General features: G+C 55.6%; 12 protein-coding genes. 4 read left to right on the forward strand and 8 right to left on the reverse strand.

Annotated elements, in window-relative coordinates; translation table 11 throughout:
* Positions 1-74 precede the first annotated feature (74 nt).
* On the reverse strand, positions 75-1,865 hold the full coding sequence (locus YH62_RS05390; RefSeq protein ID WP_046793167.1) for an ABC transporter ATP-binding protein: 1,791 nt from the start codon (positions 1,863-1,865) through the stop codon (positions 75-77).
* A gap of 481 nt (positions 1,866-2,346) precedes the next feature.
* On the opposite strand from YH62_RS05390, the gene glf reads away from it, so the two are divergent.
* The 4 genes from glf to YH62_RS05410 all read left to right on the forward strand — a co-directional run bounded on the left by glf (position 2,347) and on the right by YH62_RS05410 (position 7,706).
* Positions 2,347-3,498, forward strand: a complete 1,152-nt coding sequence (glf, locus tag YH62_RS05395) for a UDP-galactopyranose mutase (protein ID WP_046793168.1) — start codon at positions 2,347-2,349, stop codon at positions 3,496-3,498.
* 31 nt (positions 3,499-3,529) lie between these two features.
* Complete coding sequence (locus tag YH62_RS05400; protein ID WP_046793169.1) at positions 3,530-4,285, forward strand: glycosyltransferase family 25 protein; 756 nt, start codon at positions 3,530-3,532, stop codon at positions 4,283-4,285.
* Between the two features lie 4 nt (positions 4,286-4,289).
* On the forward strand, positions 4,290-5,264 hold the full coding sequence (locus YH62_RS29065; protein ID WP_052760343.1) for a hypothetical protein: 975 nt from the start codon (positions 4,290-4,292) through the stop codon (positions 5,262-5,264).
* A gap of 273 nt (positions 5,265-5,537) precedes the next feature.
* Positions 5,538-7,706, forward strand: a complete 2,169-nt coding sequence (locus YH62_RS05410) for a glycosyltransferase (protein WP_170986329.1) — start codon at positions 5,538-5,540, stop codon at positions 7,704-7,706.
* Positions 7,707-7,915: 209 nt separating this feature from the next.
* On the opposite strand, the gene YH62_RS05415 is transcribed toward YH62_RS05410, so the two are convergent.
* The 7 genes from YH62_RS05415 to YH62_RS05440 form a co-directional block, all read right to left on the reverse strand.
* On the reverse strand, positions 7,916-9,286 hold the full coding sequence (locus tag YH62_RS05415) for an acyltransferase (RefSeq protein ID WP_046793171.1): 1,371 nt from the start codon (positions 9,284-9,286) through the stop codon (positions 7,916-7,918).
* A gap of 97 nt (positions 9,287-9,383) precedes the next feature.
* Positions 9,384-9,680: a hypothetical protein gene (locus tag YH62_RS30035; protein WP_137326733.1), complete on the reverse strand. Its 297-nt coding sequence runs from the start codon at positions 9,678-9,680 to the stop codon at positions 9,384-9,386.
* A 224-nt stretch (positions 9,681-9,904) separates the two neighbouring features.
* Complete coding sequence (locus YH62_RS05420; RefSeq protein ID WP_052760344.1) at positions 9,905-10,837, reverse strand: DUF4422 domain-containing protein; 933 nt, start codon at positions 10,835-10,837, stop codon at positions 9,905-9,907.
* A gap of 134 nt (positions 10,838-10,971) precedes the next feature.
* Positions 10,972-12,609: an FGGY-family carbohydrate kinase gene (locus YH62_RS05425; RefSeq protein ID WP_046793172.1), complete on the reverse strand. Its 1,638-nt coding sequence runs from the start codon at positions 12,607-12,609 to the stop codon at positions 10,972-10,974.
* A gap of 57 nt (positions 12,610-12,666) precedes the next feature.
* The gene (locus YH62_RS05430; protein WP_046793173.1) at positions 12,667-13,395 is read right to left on the reverse strand and encodes an SDR family oxidoreductase; all 729 of its coding nucleotides are present in this window, start codon (positions 13,393-13,395) and stop codon (positions 12,667-12,669) included.
* 29 nt (positions 13,396-13,424) lie between these two features.
* Positions 13,425-14,693, reverse strand: coding sequence for an ABC transporter permease (locus YH62_RS05435; RefSeq protein ID WP_046793174.1), 1,269 nt, complete (start codon positions 14,691-14,693; stop codon positions 13,425-13,427).
* On the reverse strand, positions 14,686-15,510 hold the full coding sequence (locus YH62_RS05440; protein WP_046793175.1) for an ATP-binding cassette domain-containing protein: 825 nt from the start codon (positions 15,508-15,510) through the stop codon (positions 14,686-14,688). Before YH62_RS05440 ends, YH62_RS05435 begins: the two co-directional genes overlap by 8 nt.
* Positions 15,511-15,519: the final 9 nt, after the last annotated feature.

Below are 15,519 nucleotides of genomic sequence, written 5' to 3' on the forward strand. Positions count from 1 at the left end.
TAAAGTGGCGTTACTACCGAGGGCGTCGTTGAATAATTTATCCGTTTTGTTAGCGGCTAGGCACAATGATAATATCAGTTCAGCGCGGCGAGTTTTTCCACTTCTACCTCGTCTGAAAGAAACTGATAGTTGTATAAGCGGTGATAGAGACCGCCCTTAGCAAGCAGTTCTCGCTGAGTACCTTCTTCCGCGACACGGCCCTCATCCAGCACGATGATCTTATCGGCCTTCGCAATTGTCGACAGGCGATGCGCTATAACGATCGTCGTGCGCCCCGTCGTCAATTTCTGCAAGGCATCGCTGACGAGAGCCTCTGTTTCCGAATCGAGGGCGCTCGTCGCTTCGTCGAGGATGAGGATCTGGCTGTCGCGCAGCATGGCTCGTGCGATCGCGATGCGCTGCTTCTGACCGCCCGAAAGATTACCGCCGTTGTCGCCGACATTGGTGTCATAGCCTTTGGGAAGCGTCGTGATGAAGTCGTGCGCATTCGCCGCCTTTGCGGCCTCTATGATTTCGGCCTCCGTCGCGCCAGGCTTTCCGAGCGCGATATTGTGCATGATTGTGCCCGCGAAAAGGAACGTATCCTGTCCGACATAGGACATGCGCTCGCGCAGAGAAGCAAATGTCACGCCACGAATGTCAACCCCGTCAATTTCAACCGAACCATGGGTCGGGTCGTAGAGCCTGAGAATGAGGTTGATGATGGTCGATTTACCGCTGCCCGAGGGACCGACCAGCGCGGTCATTTTGCCTGAGGGGAAATTGAGGTCGATATCATGTAGGATGGCGTGATCGCCGGAATAGGCGAAGCGGACCGCTTTAAAATCGATCTTGCCCTTACCCGGTGGAAGGGTGACCGCATCCTCAGCCTGACGCAGAGTGATCGGATGATCGAGAACCTCGAACATCATGCGAACGCCGGTCAAGCCGGCCTCGATGCCGATTCGCATGCGCGCCAAGCGCTTTGCCGGCTCGTAGGCGAGTAACAGCGCGGTGATGAACGACATCAGCTCGCCAGGTGTCCCGCCATGCTCGAGTACCAAGACTCCGCTTAGCGCGATAACGCCGGCGATCGCAAGACCCGAAAGTGTCTCCATGATCGGGCTCGTCGCCGATTCCAGCCGTACAATGCTGTTGGCGCGCTTCTCAACATCCGAAACCGCCTTGTTCATCGAAACCGCCATTTTCTTCTCGAGCGAGAAGGTCTTGATAACGCGAATGCCGATGACGGTTTCCTGGACGATCTGGACGATCTGCCCGAGCGAGGCGAGTTCGAGCTCCATGATCCTGCGCACACGCTTCAAAAGCAGCGTTACACCGATTATCGCTATTGGACCGATGACGAGCGAAACCAGCGAGAGGATGGGTTGCTGGTAGAACATTACCGCTATTAGGCCGAGCAACGAAAAGAGGTCGCGCACAAAGGACGTGACGATCGTATCTATGACGGCACGCGCGGCCTGGGCATTGTGCGTCACACGCACGAGAAGCTCGGAGGCCGGCATGTTCTGGAAGAACGAAACGCCTTGCCGAAGCAGATGGTCATAGATGCGGCGTTGCTGTTCGGCGACGATGCTGTTGCCGGCTTGGCCAAGATAGTAGCCCTGAATGAAGGTGGCTATGCCTTTGACGATGAAGATCACCGCGACGGCGATCGCGATATTCATGACCCTTCCGATGTCACGCGAGACCACCATTTCGTTGACGATGTCGCGCATGATCCAGGCGCTGAGCGACGTCATGGCAGCGGTGACGAGCATCGCCACGGTGGCGATCGCATACCAGAACGCATGCTTCTTGAAATTCTCTCGAAGCAAGCGCAGCAATAGACCTCTATCGAATGCTGATAAGCGTTTTCGGAGCATTTAAATACCTTCTTGCTCTTGCTTCCGAACCCGGATGCGTCGACCGTTGCTAAATCCGAGCCGCAACGGGCGTTTGTCCGCCGTGGCTCGCAATCTTCTCGCCGCCTCCCCCAAAACGCTGCCTATCGAGAAAATCCAACCCCTGCCTGTCTCATGCGTCAGGCCGAGGAATGATCAAGGCCCGGCAAATTTGTTGCGTACTTAGCGCTCTCCGCCGCCATATGCAACAAACGCGATGTTGCTTCCTCTTCCCAAAGCGACCACCATCCCGCCACATCATCTCAACCATACACCGATATGCCGGCCCCCTGCCAATCTCTTGCAGTGGTGTCAATTGAAAACGTCAGCACTTGCTAATGGACCACGCAGAGTATATTGCCGCGTTAAAATATGCATTGATAACGTTCGCTAACCCTGGATTGGCAACCCGATCCAGGTATTTTTTTGCATAATGGTGCCGGAATGAACGCAAGGGAAACGGATGGCTGAGAAATTTCTCATGGTAGGGGCGGGGCTCTCAGGCGCGGTGATCGGGCGCGAGCTCGCGCAAGCTGGTCATGAAGTCGAGATCGTCGATACCCGCAACCATATCGCAGGAAACTGTCATACCGAGCGCGATGATGAGACGGGCGTCATGGTCCATGTCTACGGACCGCATATCTTCCACACCGATGACGCCGAGGTCTGGAGCTATGTGAATGGTTTCGAGACCTTCATGCCGTTCAAGAATCGAGTAAAGACGACAAGCGGAGGTCAAGTTTATTCGCTGCCCGTGAACCTGCACACGATCAATCAGTTCTTCGGCAAGACCTTCCGACCGGAGGAGGCGCGCGCCTTCATCGAAGCGCAGGCCGACAAATCCATTACCGATCCACAGACCTTTGAGGAGCAGGCCCTCCGGTTTGTCGGTAAGGACCTTTACGAAGCCTTTTTCAAGGGTTATACGCAGAAGCAATGGGGCTGTTCGCCTACCGAACTGCCAGCCTCAATCCTGAAGCGGCTTCCCGTCCGCTTCAACTATGACGACAACTATTTCTTCCACAAGTTTCAGGGGATGCCGGAAAACGGCTATACTCGAATGGTGGAACGCATTCTGGACCACCCAAACATCACGGTAAAGCTCGGCGTTCACTTTGACCGCAGCCAGGCGGTGGATTTCGCCCATGTCTTCTATTCCGGTCCGCTGGACGGTTATTTCGCTTACGAGCTTGGCCGGCTCGGTTACCGCACGCTCGATTTCGAGCGCTTTACCTATGAGGGTGACTATCAGGGATGTGCGGTGATGAATTATGGCGATTTCTCGGTACCTTACACGCGAATCACCGAGCACAAGCATTTCTCGCCCTGGGAAGAGCAGGCCAAATCCGTATGCTATCGTGAATTTTCGCGGAGCTGCGAACCCGATGACGTGCCCTATTACCCAATTCGGATGGTCAAGGAGAAGGCGCTTCTTGCCGACTATGCCGCGCGGGCGGAACGGGAATCTAGAGTAACCTTTGTCGGGCGCCTGGGCACATACCGGTATCTCGACATGGACGTGACAATACGTGAAGCGCTCGACACGGCCCGACTTTATCTGTCAAAAAAGGAACAAGGCATAAAAATGCCAACTTTTGTCCATTCGCCTATATGACATAATGCTAGGGTCGGAGCGGAGACCGGGCATGTTGAATGTTCTCGTATTGAGCTTACCCTCGGCTGACGGCCGTCGACGGGCGTCGCGGGCGGAGCTCGGTCGCTACGGGATGAAGTTTGAGTTCTTCGACGCCTTGGACGGGGAGCGGCTCCCCCAAGAAATATTCGGCTGCCGCTATGATGCCGCGACGAATGCTCGGGCCTTCAAGCGGCCATTGTCGGCCGGCGAGATTAGTTGCTATCTGGGGCATCTGCAGATGTGGAGCCATCTCGTCGAATCAGGCGCCAAGGCGACATTGATCCTGGAGGACGATTTCGAGTTCACGCGCGATCCGGTCACGTTTCTGAACGAGATCGCGGGTTATGATCTCTCGAATGTCATCGTGAAGCTCGATGGGAATGCGCCCCGCCGCTCCAGAAGGCTTCAGCAGATTGGTGATACTTGGCTAGTGACGAACAGCCTTCTCCCTCCCCGCACTACCGGCTATATCATCGGCGCCGGCCCCGCGGCTATACTGTTGGAACGGAGAAAGCGTTTCTTTCGCCCGGTCGATATCGACCTGAAATGCCATTGGGAACATCGCGTGCCGATTCTGGTGACTGAGAAGGCACTCATTCGTGAGCGCCAGCACAATGTCAGCAGTCTTGAGAACGCGCGCGCTGAGAACAAACCTTCCACCTTGACCAGATTTTGGCGCAATCTCAGCTATCAGGCTGCATTCCGCTGGGGCATACGGACTGCTGGTCCTTACGAAATCGCCCAATTGAAACGCAAAGCCCGATAGTCTGATGCAGGAAGTATCGTTAAACCTTCCGCCGAGGCCGAACCTTGTCGTAGTTCGCGCCGGCGAACGTTCGCTGCACCCTCGCTGGTTGAACCGCTCTTACGAGGCGCGGACCTTCGATCTCGTCGTCAGCTACTTTTCCGAGGCGGCTTACGCCAGGCATAAAGCCGAACCGGGTGTCCGCGCTGTTCTGATCAGAGGCGGAAAATGGGATGGGCTCTTCAATACGCTGACCACACTGCCGGAACTCGACCGCTATGACTATGTTTGGCTACCGGATGACGATATCGCAACGGACGGCGAGACGATTGATCGTATGTTTGATCTTGCGCGGAACTACGAGTTGGCCGTTTGCCAGCCTGCATTAACGCGAGACAGCTATTTCTCTCATTTCATCTTCAGCCAGTGCCGTGCCTTCCGGCTGCGTTATGTCAATCATGTGGAGATCATGGTGCCCTGCCTCAACCGCGCGCTTCTCAAGCGGGCGCTGCCCTATTTTGAAGGTACCATGAGCGGTTTCGGTCTTGACTACATCTGGTGCCGCTGGCCGGAAAGCGGACCGTTTCGCGCCGCCATCCTCGATGATATCGCCGTCCATCACACCCGGCCGATCGGCAGCCAGCTGAAGGGTGCCATCAACTCGGCCGGGTCCAGAGCGCAGGATGAAGAGGGAGTGCTTAGGGCCCGTGTTGGTCTTAATAAAGGACGGGTCGTACCGCTCGCCTATGCTGGTATTACAATCGACGGCAAGAGCATCGACCGGCAGGTTGCTATGGGCTGGACGATGTTCCGCTCCTGGCTCTCCGATCTTGGAAGCTTCCGCGACTCGCGTCTTGCACTTAAGAAAACGCTGCAGGTCCTCAAGCGCCAGCATATCAAACATTTAGATTTGGGGCTGTTGGAAGATGGCAATCACGGCGGAGAGGCGATGCTGCAGTGCTACAGAATCGCCCCGCCTAACTCCCCTATGAAAAATTAAGCCAATATCATCTAGGTTTGCGGCATTGCGGTGCGGTACGGGAACAACGCAGGAGGTGGCTTTGCGCTTGTCTAGTTGGCGATGTATGAACCTCTCGCGAGATTATGTTTCTTATCAAAAATGTTAATGATGTTAACGATGATTCGTGCCGTGCAATTAAAGGCTTGGCTATGAGGTCCGGTGACAGCCAAAGGAGCATATCGCCGCCACGCTTGGCAGCTCACTGTTTGAATCTTGCTTATATGCGTTATGTTTCGTTTAAAGGAAGCCTTGATGTCGCTTAATATGCGTCGTCCATCATCAGCCGATGAAATTTGGTACGTAAGTTTCGAACGACTGGAGAGTCGAGGTGGTGGACTTGGAACGTACGTGCGTCAGGTGAAACGCGCGGCCGAAACTGTCGACCGGGCCATTCGTATTTTTCAAAATGCTGCAAACGGTGTTGCTTCTCGTCGTGCCGATGGGAACACGACAATCATCGACGTTCCCATGATCGAGACTCCTGCGAAGGATGCTCTCGGCTACTGGATGCATTTGTCGCTGAGCTTTGCCGAGGCGATCTTGGAAGAAATTTCCAATGCTGGACCGCCGAAAGCGATCGAGTTCCCCGACGGCTTTGCTACCGGCTACTTCCTATTCCAGAAGAAGCTGGTAGGGGATGAGCGTCTACAAGGCGTTCCCTTGCTCCTTTGTGCCCACACTCCTATCAGCGTTATCGAGGAGTGGATTGGTATCCCTCACTATGCACTACCGAACTGGTGGACGTTTAGAGCTGAAAAATGGTGTTTTAAGGCTGCGGACGCCGTCATTACCCTTTCCGGGATGATGGACAGCCTCCTTGAGCAAAAAGGATTTTTTGCGACTGATACTATTCGCTTTCGTTCTGTGAACCCCTATCTTCCGTCACCCAAAGCATCAATAGCTGCGCAAGCGCAGCGAAGTCTTACGGTTGGTATGGCCTCACGAATGGTGAATTGGAAAGGCTTGCCCCAAGTAATTTCTCTGGCAGAGGAAGCTGATCGTCAGAATTTACCCATAGTTTTTGAACTTTGTGGTCATATAACGCCTGATTACGAAGTTTTCCAAAAGTCGCATAAAGAGTTGTTTCAGAGCGGAAGGGTAATTTACTTAGGAACTCTGGGCGAAGATGAACTGCAAGAGAAGCGTGCCCAATGGGCTTGTCAGTTGCATCCTTCGCCCAGGGATAATTTTCCATATACAGTGATCGAATGCTTGTCGGCGGGGCTGCCGTGCTTGATCACGAAAGACAATGGTGTTTCGGAAGTTATCTCTGATGAGCTAGGAGAAAAAATAGTAGTCGATTTTGAAGATTCACCTAGTGTAATTGAAAAGATCCTCCATATCGACGAGGCGCGCCAAATTCTTGAAGCCTTTGATCTTTCAATATTCTCGCCTGAAAGCTACTTCTGCGCCCGCGATCGACTTATTGAATCCTTAGCCAAGGGAAAGAGCGTCCGGGAAAAATTCCCGTTTGTTGACGCGGATCAGTCGCGGGGGGGGCTGCGGACGATGGTCAGACCTCCGGCGACGGCCTCAGGAGCTCGATTGACGGTGGTAATCCCTTACTACAACATGGGCCACTACGTAGAGGAGACCATTCAGTCAGTCCTTAGAAGTTCGGCTGCAACGGAAATCATTCTCGTCAACGATGGCTCCTCCGATCGTAGCTCTATTCAGAAACTCGGAGATTACCGGGGGCGAGACAGAATCCGCGTGCTTGATACACCGAACAGCGGGGTGGCCGTGGCTCGGAATTTTGGCGTAGCTCAGGTTGATACAGAATTTGTGGCTCTTCTGAACGCGGATGATACCGTAGAGCCCACTTACTATGAAAAGGCGATCAAAGTTCTTGATCGCTACGATAACGTTGGCTTCGTTGGAAGCTGGTGTAATGACATCAGCGATATAAACAGCAATATAACCCGCCATTGGGTTACTTATAATGCTGAACCTATGCCAAATATCGTTATAAATAACACTAATTGCCAATCTCTGGTATACCGAACGGAGTTGTACCAGAAACATGGTGAGCATGATCCAGATTTGAAGATGTACTTAGATAATTGGGATGGTATGCTTGGTATGCTGGAAGGCGGCTGTTTTGGAGTCATGCTTCCTGAGGCGCTGTTCAATTATCGCCAACGCGCTGGCTCTATCTTTTCGAGTGGACGATCCGCTTGGGAGAAAAACTACGCAAGTATTGTCAGGAAGCGTGTCTCGCTCTTTGAGAAGAATGCGCCGGAGGTTGTGCTGTTCCTAAACGCGAACGGGAGCAACTGGAATTATCACCTCCTGGGCCAACCTTCACAGGGGTTCCTCCCGGAGCTAGCTTCCCCTGCAGGTGACTACAAGTTACCTCACCGCCTTGCTCGCTCGCTCGCGAAGCGGTTGATGCGATTTGCGGATAAAGGGCGCAAATAATGCATACTACGGCAAATTGAGGTATGTCGAGATGGCGGTTTCACTCATGAACGGCTCCATCGACACCCCTGTCTGAGATCCAATTTCCTTCCGGTTTCCGGGGATCAGAGCACACAAACTGAAAGCGATGTTGTGGAGCTGGGCAGCGAAAGATAGATGCCCTCTGCGACTTGATATGCCGGGTTGAACAGGATCTGCTCTAGATCGGTTTACGCCCCTTGTCGCTGTCCTATTGCTCCGGAGAGGGACGTAAGGATTGGCGCTCCTGACGCGGCGCTCTTGCGATATCTTTTCACCGCGCCCTCAACCGGCTTCCCGAATCCGAAGTGCAATGCGGTGGCGGACATTATGCAAACGGCGGTCAAAACAATCGCGGCGTTCACCTCGCCGATGTTGTCAGCAACATATGGAATACGGAGAAGCACCAAAACGGGAGTGTGAATTAGGTAGAGCGAAAAACTTATATCCCCCAGGAGCACCAGCGGTTTTGACGACAGGAAGGAGTTGATACCTTCAAGCCTCCGAAATGCCCCAACCCCCATAATGGGGATCACAGCGACAATCACCGCGAAGTTCAGCAAGCCGTGTTTCTGCCAGAGTATCCCCGATGCAATGAAGGCAAAACACAGGCTTACCAGCGCAAGCTGCCACTGCACGTGCAGGCTTTCCAGCCAGCGGTTCAGTCGCGGCTGATTCTTACAGAGCGCCATACCGAGCGCCATGCCGGCAATGCCTCTCACGAAGCCCAGACTTACGAAGGGAAATACCTCCCCCGCATTAGCCAGTCCGCCGCTGAAGTAAGCCACAAACAGGTAGCTGGCTCCAGAAAGGGATAAGAGAAGGCGTGGATCTAGGCGTACGAGCAACGGAAGTATCAGGGCTGAACCCCAGAACTCTATTCCGATTGACCAAGATGGAGGGTTGATGACCGGAAATTCCATAATCCCCATTGTCATCATGAATGCTACGTTTTTCAGAAGCAATACCGGATCATATATGGCGCCAGCCGGCGCATATTGCCCCATGTAGCGGTTGAACTCATACACTGCGACGCAAATAAGGATGGTTACAATATGCAGCGGCCAAAGTCGCCAGAACCGCATCCAGAAAAATGTCCAGAGTCGGTAGCTGTTTGCGACGAGTGCCCCAGTGAGGACGAAACCGGAAAGGATAAAGAAGATATCAACGGCAAGATAACCGCCGACAAACAACATATCCTTGTCCCACCCCGTCACGCCGCCAACTATGTGAGCCATCATTACGCTGGCGGCGAGAAGACCTCGAAAGCCATCGAGATAAAGTATTCTCTGGACCATACATCCCCCATCAACGCAAACGTTATAGGGGATGAGGGAATCCTGATCAACTCCTACGCCTTTAAAACGAAGACTGCTAGAAACACCCATATAATCTAGGCTGTCCCGAGCGATTTGAGGTGCGCCGCAGTAACTTCGTAGGCGTCGCTCGGATGAAATCAAGGCGCTGGAGTCTGGCGCGAGCGCGCCGGCGATCGCCCATCGGGTGGCGTTCACCCGTCGCAGATCTTCTGTCGTCGTGAGGCTTGGGACGGTCGCCTTCATCCCTTTTAACCGCTTTTCGCTCGACGAGCTTGAGGGCAAATTGCTCAAGCAAAAGAAAAATTTCTCATCTCTACGAGCAACGTTACGTTATTGAAATTCACAAAAGCTGATGGTTGCGGAAGACGGCGATGATCAGCAAAGCCATTGGATGCCATTTATCGGAGCGGCTATAGCAATAATCTTCGGACTCTTGCGACCCGCCGACTGGGCGGACGCTCAGTACGTATGCCCGTATGGTAATCAATGCGGTAATACCCCGCATCACGATGTGGCTAAGCGCAATGGCCGTCTCAGCCAACTTTGCTGCTGGCGTCGCCGCCCTGCGAAGACGTTTGCGTTCGCGCCGATAGTTCAACGTCAATAAGGCAGAACTCGTGTTGAGCGCCGCGTACACATAAGGACGCCTCAGGCCAGATGCTTAACCTTCATCGCAGCACCCGGGCCGGGAGAAGGCAATGCGTGTGCAGCAGGCGCGAGTGATAGAGATTGCCAATTGGGAATGATTCCTTCAATGAGAGAGGTAGATCAGGGTCTCAGGTCACGACGCTAGAAGGAGTCTCTCGTATATTGGTGGGCGTTAAGCGCGCCTATTATCGTCTCAGCAGGTCAATCCCTCAATTATGACGTGTCTCCAGGAGATATGCTCCGTATCTTTCTTCTGGCGTATCTTATTATATCCCGAGGGGCGTGCTTCAGTGAGTGAAGAGCATCCAAAAAATCTAGTTGTTTATGAGCCTCTGGGGCGGTGGAGGGAGTTGCTGGTGTGGTGCTTATGACAAACGTTCGCTGGGCTTCTTTAACTTTCAATTCAGGCTGATCGGCGAGCAGCTTACTGATGAAAATATTGAAAAGCCACTCAGATATAAAGCCAAAAATACGCCTCTCTTGGGTTGAGTAACTAGAGATGTCTATTCTTTTCTCAAGTTCGAATAGAACGTCAAACAGCCATTCGCAATATTTATTATATATTTCTCTTCTCATAACAAACATGTTGGTGAAGTATCCCGCCGATGTCCTGTTAATTGTGTCTATGAATTTCCCATAGTCGGGGTATTTTTCTCTAATGATCTGAAGCGCAGTTTCGTAGTCAGAGATGTGTTGATGTGGGGCCTTACGATAGTGATCTTCAAGTGATATTGAGCCAGCATTCCGCACATCCCAAAGCTTGGGAAGAATGATGTCGAAGTCGTTGATGAAGTAAGAAACCCCCGAGTCGGTAAGATTATTGTCCTCAATGTATCGATCATCTATGCGCTCGTACTGAACTAATCCCCATTGATCTTCATAAGCTTCATTCGTTGAGAATCTCAGGTGCCTTCTATAGTGAAAAAGTCCGACATAATCTTGGTCTTTGGTGTTCTTCCAAATCCAGTACAATGCAGTTAATTCGCAAAATGAATCATTCTTCCCCGAGATATTGTCACCCGTGTCATCGCCAAGCTCGCAGAACGTGGGAGCTTTCCCTCGGCGGCCGACGTGAATCGGTATGAAACTGTTGCCCTTAAGCTGCGCGCACTCCTTATGCTCCGCAACATAAATGCTCGTTATCATCGGGATTGCTCCGTAGGTTTATGGTCTAGATTCAACGCTCACTGCAGGAGATTATATACATATGTCAATAGCGATGTTACGGAGCGAAATACTCCGTCCCCTCGGCAGGAGTAGCGTCTTGGTGAGCATCATTCTCAAATGAGATGAGGGTTCCAATCTCGGGCAATTGCCTGCAGCCGTGCAAAGGTATCGAATCTTCGAGCATGGGTCGCGCGGGTTTCATTGCCGGAGGGCATATAGATGCGGTTGACGCCGGATAAGTTGGTCATGGCTTTCCGAATATCGGGAAACATGCCGGCTGCAACACTCCCGAGAATTGCGGAGCCGAGAAGAACCGGCTCATCGGAGCGGGTGGCGACAACCGGCTTGCCCGTCGCGTCAGCAAGAAGCTGGCGGACGAGATCGAGCTGCCCGGCCCCGCCGCTGATGACAATCTGCTCCGTTGGGGCGCCGGCGGCTTCCTGGGCGTCGAGGATCTGCCTCAATCCGTAGCCGATGCCGCAGAGTCCCGCGATATAGAGCGATACGAGGCTATCGACGTCTTGCTCCATGCCGAGCCCCGAGATAATCGCGCGGGCGTGGGGATCGGCGAAAGGCGCACGGTTGCCGAGGAATTCCGGAACCACATGCAGTCCATCGGCCAGCGTCACCACATCGGAAGGAGAGGTGATCTTCTTTTCGGCAAGCTGCGCGAGGAGAACCGGAAGTGAGAGCCCTCTGGATTGCGCGAGAGCCTGAGCCTCATTTGTAGCGGGGTGGAAGGACAGCAACTGTTCGATCGCCGCACCGGCGGCGGATTGGCCACCTTCGCTGAGCCACATGCCGGGAATCATGGCCGAGAAATAAGGCCCCCAGACACCCGGCACAAACACCGGCTCGTACGTGCTGGTCATGGTGCAGGAGGACGTGCCGAACACATAGGCAAGATTCCGGTCAGGCTTGCCATCCGCGCCCGCGGTACCGATCCCTCCCGCATGAGCATCGATCATGCCGATCGAAACGGGCATGCCGACCGGTAACCCAAGCTCTCCCGCCGCCTGGTCGGTCAGGCCAGATCCGACCGGTGTACCCGGCTCGAGAATCCGCTGGCCGATGCGCGTGAAATCCTCGTCCGCCAACACGCCGAGGCCGATCTTATGGAAATAATTCGGGTCCCAGCGCCGCTCGTGGCTGAGATAGGTCCATTTGCAAGTGACCGTGCAGGTGGAGCGCGCAAGGTCCCCCGTTGCGCGCCAAGTCAGGAAATCCGCGAGATCAAAGAATTGCCAAGCTGCATCAAACACATGTGTACGGTTCTCCCGTAGCCAGAGAAGCTTCGGGGTTTCCATCTCAGGTGAAATCCGCCCCCCGACATAGCGTAATACGGGATGATTGGTCGCGTTGATCCGTTCTGCTTGTTCGACGGCGCGGTGATCCATCCAGACGATGATGTCGCGTTCCGGGTTTTCAGAGGGGCCGACGGGAAGGGGACGGCCGCCCTCTCCCAAGACGACGAGGGAACACGTTGCGTCGAAACCGATGCCCGCCACCTCGTTCGGTGCGGCGCCCGAGCGAGTAACCGCTTCGCGCACGGCCGCGCAGACGGCAGCCCAGATTTCGGTGCTGGACTGTTCTACGATGGAGCCGGTTTCGCGGAAGAGGGAAATGTCGCGCTTCGCCGATCCGAGCATGCGGCCCGTGAGATCGAAAATGCCCGCCCTGGCGCTGCCCGTACCGACATCCACGCCGATGATATATTTTGCGTTGGTCGGTGCGGATGAATTCTTCAACATCACGTTCTCGCTGTCTGTGGAAAGGTCCGGCGGGCTCATGGCCCCACCGGAAAAAGATCAAAGATCCACGCTATTCGGCAGGATCACCAAATCCCTAATGGTGATGCTACGCGGGCGCGAGACCATGAAGAGAACCGCTTCTGCAACTTCCCGTGGCTGCATGAGGCTGCCATTGGCGAGCGCTTCCTCCATCTTTGCTTTGGGCCAATCATCCAGCAGCGCCGTCACGACGGGTCCGGGCAGGACCGCGCCGACGCGCACGCCGTGCGGCGCGAGCTGGCGTCGCGTGCTGTGCACGAAGGCCTGCACGGCGAATTTCGATGCGGTATAGATAGGCTCCCAAACGACCGGAACGACGCCCGCGATCGAGCTCGTGAAGAGGATGTCCCCGGTTTTTCTTTCGATCATATGCGGCATGACGGCATGCACCGAGCGGAAGGCCGCATTGATATTGAGGTTGAGCATCCGGTCCCAGGCATCGGGATCGCCTTCGGCAACCGGACCGCCGACATATGCGCCCGCATTGGCGTGGAAAATATGCAGATCGCCGACGAGTTCGAGGATGCGCGGCAGCATGCCGGAGACTTCGGCTGGCTGAAGCAGGTCCACTACCAGCGGAAGGGCATTCGACCCCATCTCCGCGCATAGCTGCTTCAGGCGGTCCTCGGCGCGGTCGATGAGCACCACCTTGGCACCTTCGGAGAGAAGAATACGGGCGCATTCGAGACCGATGCCTGACGCCGCTCCAGTGATAGCTGCAATCTTGCCTTTCATGAGATCGGCCATTTGAGAAACTCCTGATGGGATTTTAAAAATCAGGCGCGTCCGTGACTGACGCGGGACCTGCGAGCGAGCGAATCCACGATGACGGCAATCGCCAGCACTCCTCCGGTGATCATGTAACGGAGCGACGAGCTGAGATTGAGCAGCGTCAGCCCGTTGGAGATCGCCTGGATGACGATGATGCCGAGCAGTGCCGAATAGGCGCTGCCGCGGCCGCCGAAGAGGCTGGTCCCGCCGATCACGGCAGCTGCGATGGCGTTCAGGTTGACGTCGCCCGTGCCGGCCTGCTGGCTGGAGGAGGCAAGACGCGACGCCGACAGGATGCCGCCAAGCGTGGCGAGCGTCGAGCAGAGCACGAAGGCGCTCAGATAAATGCGCCGCACATTGATGCCCGAGCGGCGGGCCGCTTCGCGATTGCCGCCGACGGCAAACATGGACCGGCCCCATTGCGTACGGGTGAGGGCATAGTTCACGACGACCACGAGGCCGACGAAGAGGGCGAACATCCATGGCACGCCGCGGCCGAGATTGAGATAGAAGACCGCAAATTCAAGGATGGCGGTCAGAACGAGTGCTTTCAGAACCAGCGTGCGGATCGGCTGGGCGGAAAGATTTGCCGCCGTGCGCCGCCGTACCGCGCCGATGCCGGCGATGACCATTACGATGCCCGGGACTGCTGCCAGCGTATGGGAGAGCCAGTCAGGCATGATCAGGATCTGGCCAAAGCGGACGAGCGGCGAGGCATAGGGCAGGTTGATCGAACCGGTCGGGCCGAGGATGTAGAGCTGCATGCCAAGCAGCGCGAGAAGCCCGGCCAGCGTGGAGATGAAGCTCGGCATTCCGAGGCGGTTATAGAGCGCCGCATAGAGAACGCCGATCGCGACGCCGGTAAGCAGGGCCGCCCCGATCGCAAGGCCGAGCGGCCAACCGGAATGGACCCAGAGGACGCCGATCATGGCGGAGGAGAGCCCGCTCATGGATCCTACCGACAAATCGATCTCGCCGAGCATCAGCACGCAGACGATGCCGAGCGAGATCACGCCCACCGTCGCACAATCGAACAGGAGGTTCACGAGGTTGTTCGGCGCAAGAAAGATCGGGTTCAAGGCGCTGAAGACGATGGAGATCACCACCAGGCCGACGGCGACCGGCAGCATTCCGAGATCGCCCGATTTTATGCGGTCGATGAAGCCCTTGACGGCGGCGGCCAGTCCCTGGTCGTGGCGTAGGCGCTCATCCTGCCGGTCCAGCGCCATCATTTGCCGCCCCTGCGGCGCGGTCTTCGAAGCATTCTCACTCATGCGGTATCTCGCTCTGCTGGCTGTGGAGGCCGGACTTTCGTTCCAGGCGGCGTGAGACAGCGTTTTCCGTCGCGCCGGTGATCGCGGCGACGAGTTCCTGATTGGACGCTTCCGGCGAAAAGACGCCGTTGTTGCGCCCGAGCCGCAGGACGACGACACGATCGGCAACCGCCCGGACGTCCTCCATGTTGTGGCTGATGATGATGACGCCCAATCCGCGGTCGCGGACGCGTTCGATCAGGTTCAGGACCTCCGCTGTCTGGGCGACGCCGAGGGCGGCGGTCGGCTCGTCAAGCATGATGAGCTTGGGATCGAGCAGGAGCGAGCGGGCGATCGCGACTGTCTGACGCTGCCCTCCCGAGAGCGAGGCGACCGGTTCGCGTACGGAAGGGATGCGTGCGGCGAGCTCGCGAAGTAGCGTCCAGGCGCGCACTTCCATGGCGACCTCGTCCAGGCGCCATGGAGACATTTCATGCCCAAGGAAGAGGTTGGCCACGACATCCAGGTTCTCGCAGAGCGCAAGATCCTGGAAGACCGTGGCGATGCCGAGATCGAGCGCCCTGCCGGGGCTGTCGAGTGTGACGTTCTGCCCGCGAAATTCGACCGTCCCCGATGTCGGCTGATGCACGCCGGCAAGCACCTTTATGAGCGTCGACTTGCCGGCGCCGTTGTCTCCGACAAGTGCCACGACTTCGCCCGCGTGGACATCCAAGTCGATGTCGGTGAGGGCCGAGACGGCTCCGAAGTTCTTGGAGATGCCGCGCAGGCGCAGGACCGGCGCGCCTGCCTCGGAAGTGCCGTTGATATTCTCTGCCATGCCGGAGGC

The organism is Rhizobium sp. LC145 (genome assembly GCF_001005825.1).
Lineage (GTDB): Bacteria > Pseudomonadota > Alphaproteobacteria > Rhizobiales > Rhizobiaceae > Neorhizobium.

Bases quoted from the DNA above. Each gene is read 5' to 3' on its own strand.
- YH62_RS29065 (WP_052760343.1), top strand. From the start codon at position 4,290: ATGCAGGAAGTATCGTTAAACCTTCCGCCGAGGCCGAACCTTGTCGTA.
- glf (WP_046793168.1), top strand. From the start codon at position 2,347: ATGGCTGAGAAATTTCTCATGGTAGGGGCGGGGCTCTCAGGCGCGGTG.
- YH62_RS05410 (WP_170986329.1), top strand. From the start codon at position 5,538: ATGTCGCTTAATATGCGTCGTCCATCATCAGCCGATGAAATTTGGTAC.
- YH62_RS05425 (WP_046793172.1), bottom strand. From the start codon at position 12,609: ATGTTGAAGAATTCATCCGCACCGACCAACGCAAAATATATCATCGGC.
- YH62_RS05435 (WP_046793174.1), bottom strand. From the start codon at position 14,693: ATGAGTGAGAATGCTTCGAAGACCGCGCCGCAGGGGCGGCAAATGATG.
- YH62_RS05420 (WP_052760344.1), bottom strand. From the start codon at position 10,837: ATGATAACGAGCATTTATGTTGCGGAGCATAAGGAGTGCGCGCAGCTT.
- YH62_RS05390 (WP_046793167.1), bottom strand. From the start codon at position 1,865: ATGCTCCGAAAACGCTTATCAGCATTCGATAGAGGTCTATTGCTGCGC.
- YH62_RS05430 (WP_046793173.1), bottom strand. From the start codon at position 13,395: ATGGCCGATCTCATGAAAGGCAAGATTGCAGCTATCACTGGAGCGGCG.
- YH62_RS05440 (WP_046793175.1), bottom strand. From the start codon at position 15,510: ATGGCAGAGAATATCAACGGCACTTCCGAGGCAGGCGCGCCGGTCCTG.
- YH62_RS05400 (WP_046793169.1), top strand. From the start codon at position 3,530: ATGTTGAATGTTCTCGTATTGAGCTTACCCTCGGCTGACGGCCGTCGA.
- YH62_RS05415 (WP_046793171.1), bottom strand. From the start codon at position 9,286: ATGAAGGCGACCGTCCCAAGCCTCACGACGACAGAAGATCTGCGACGG.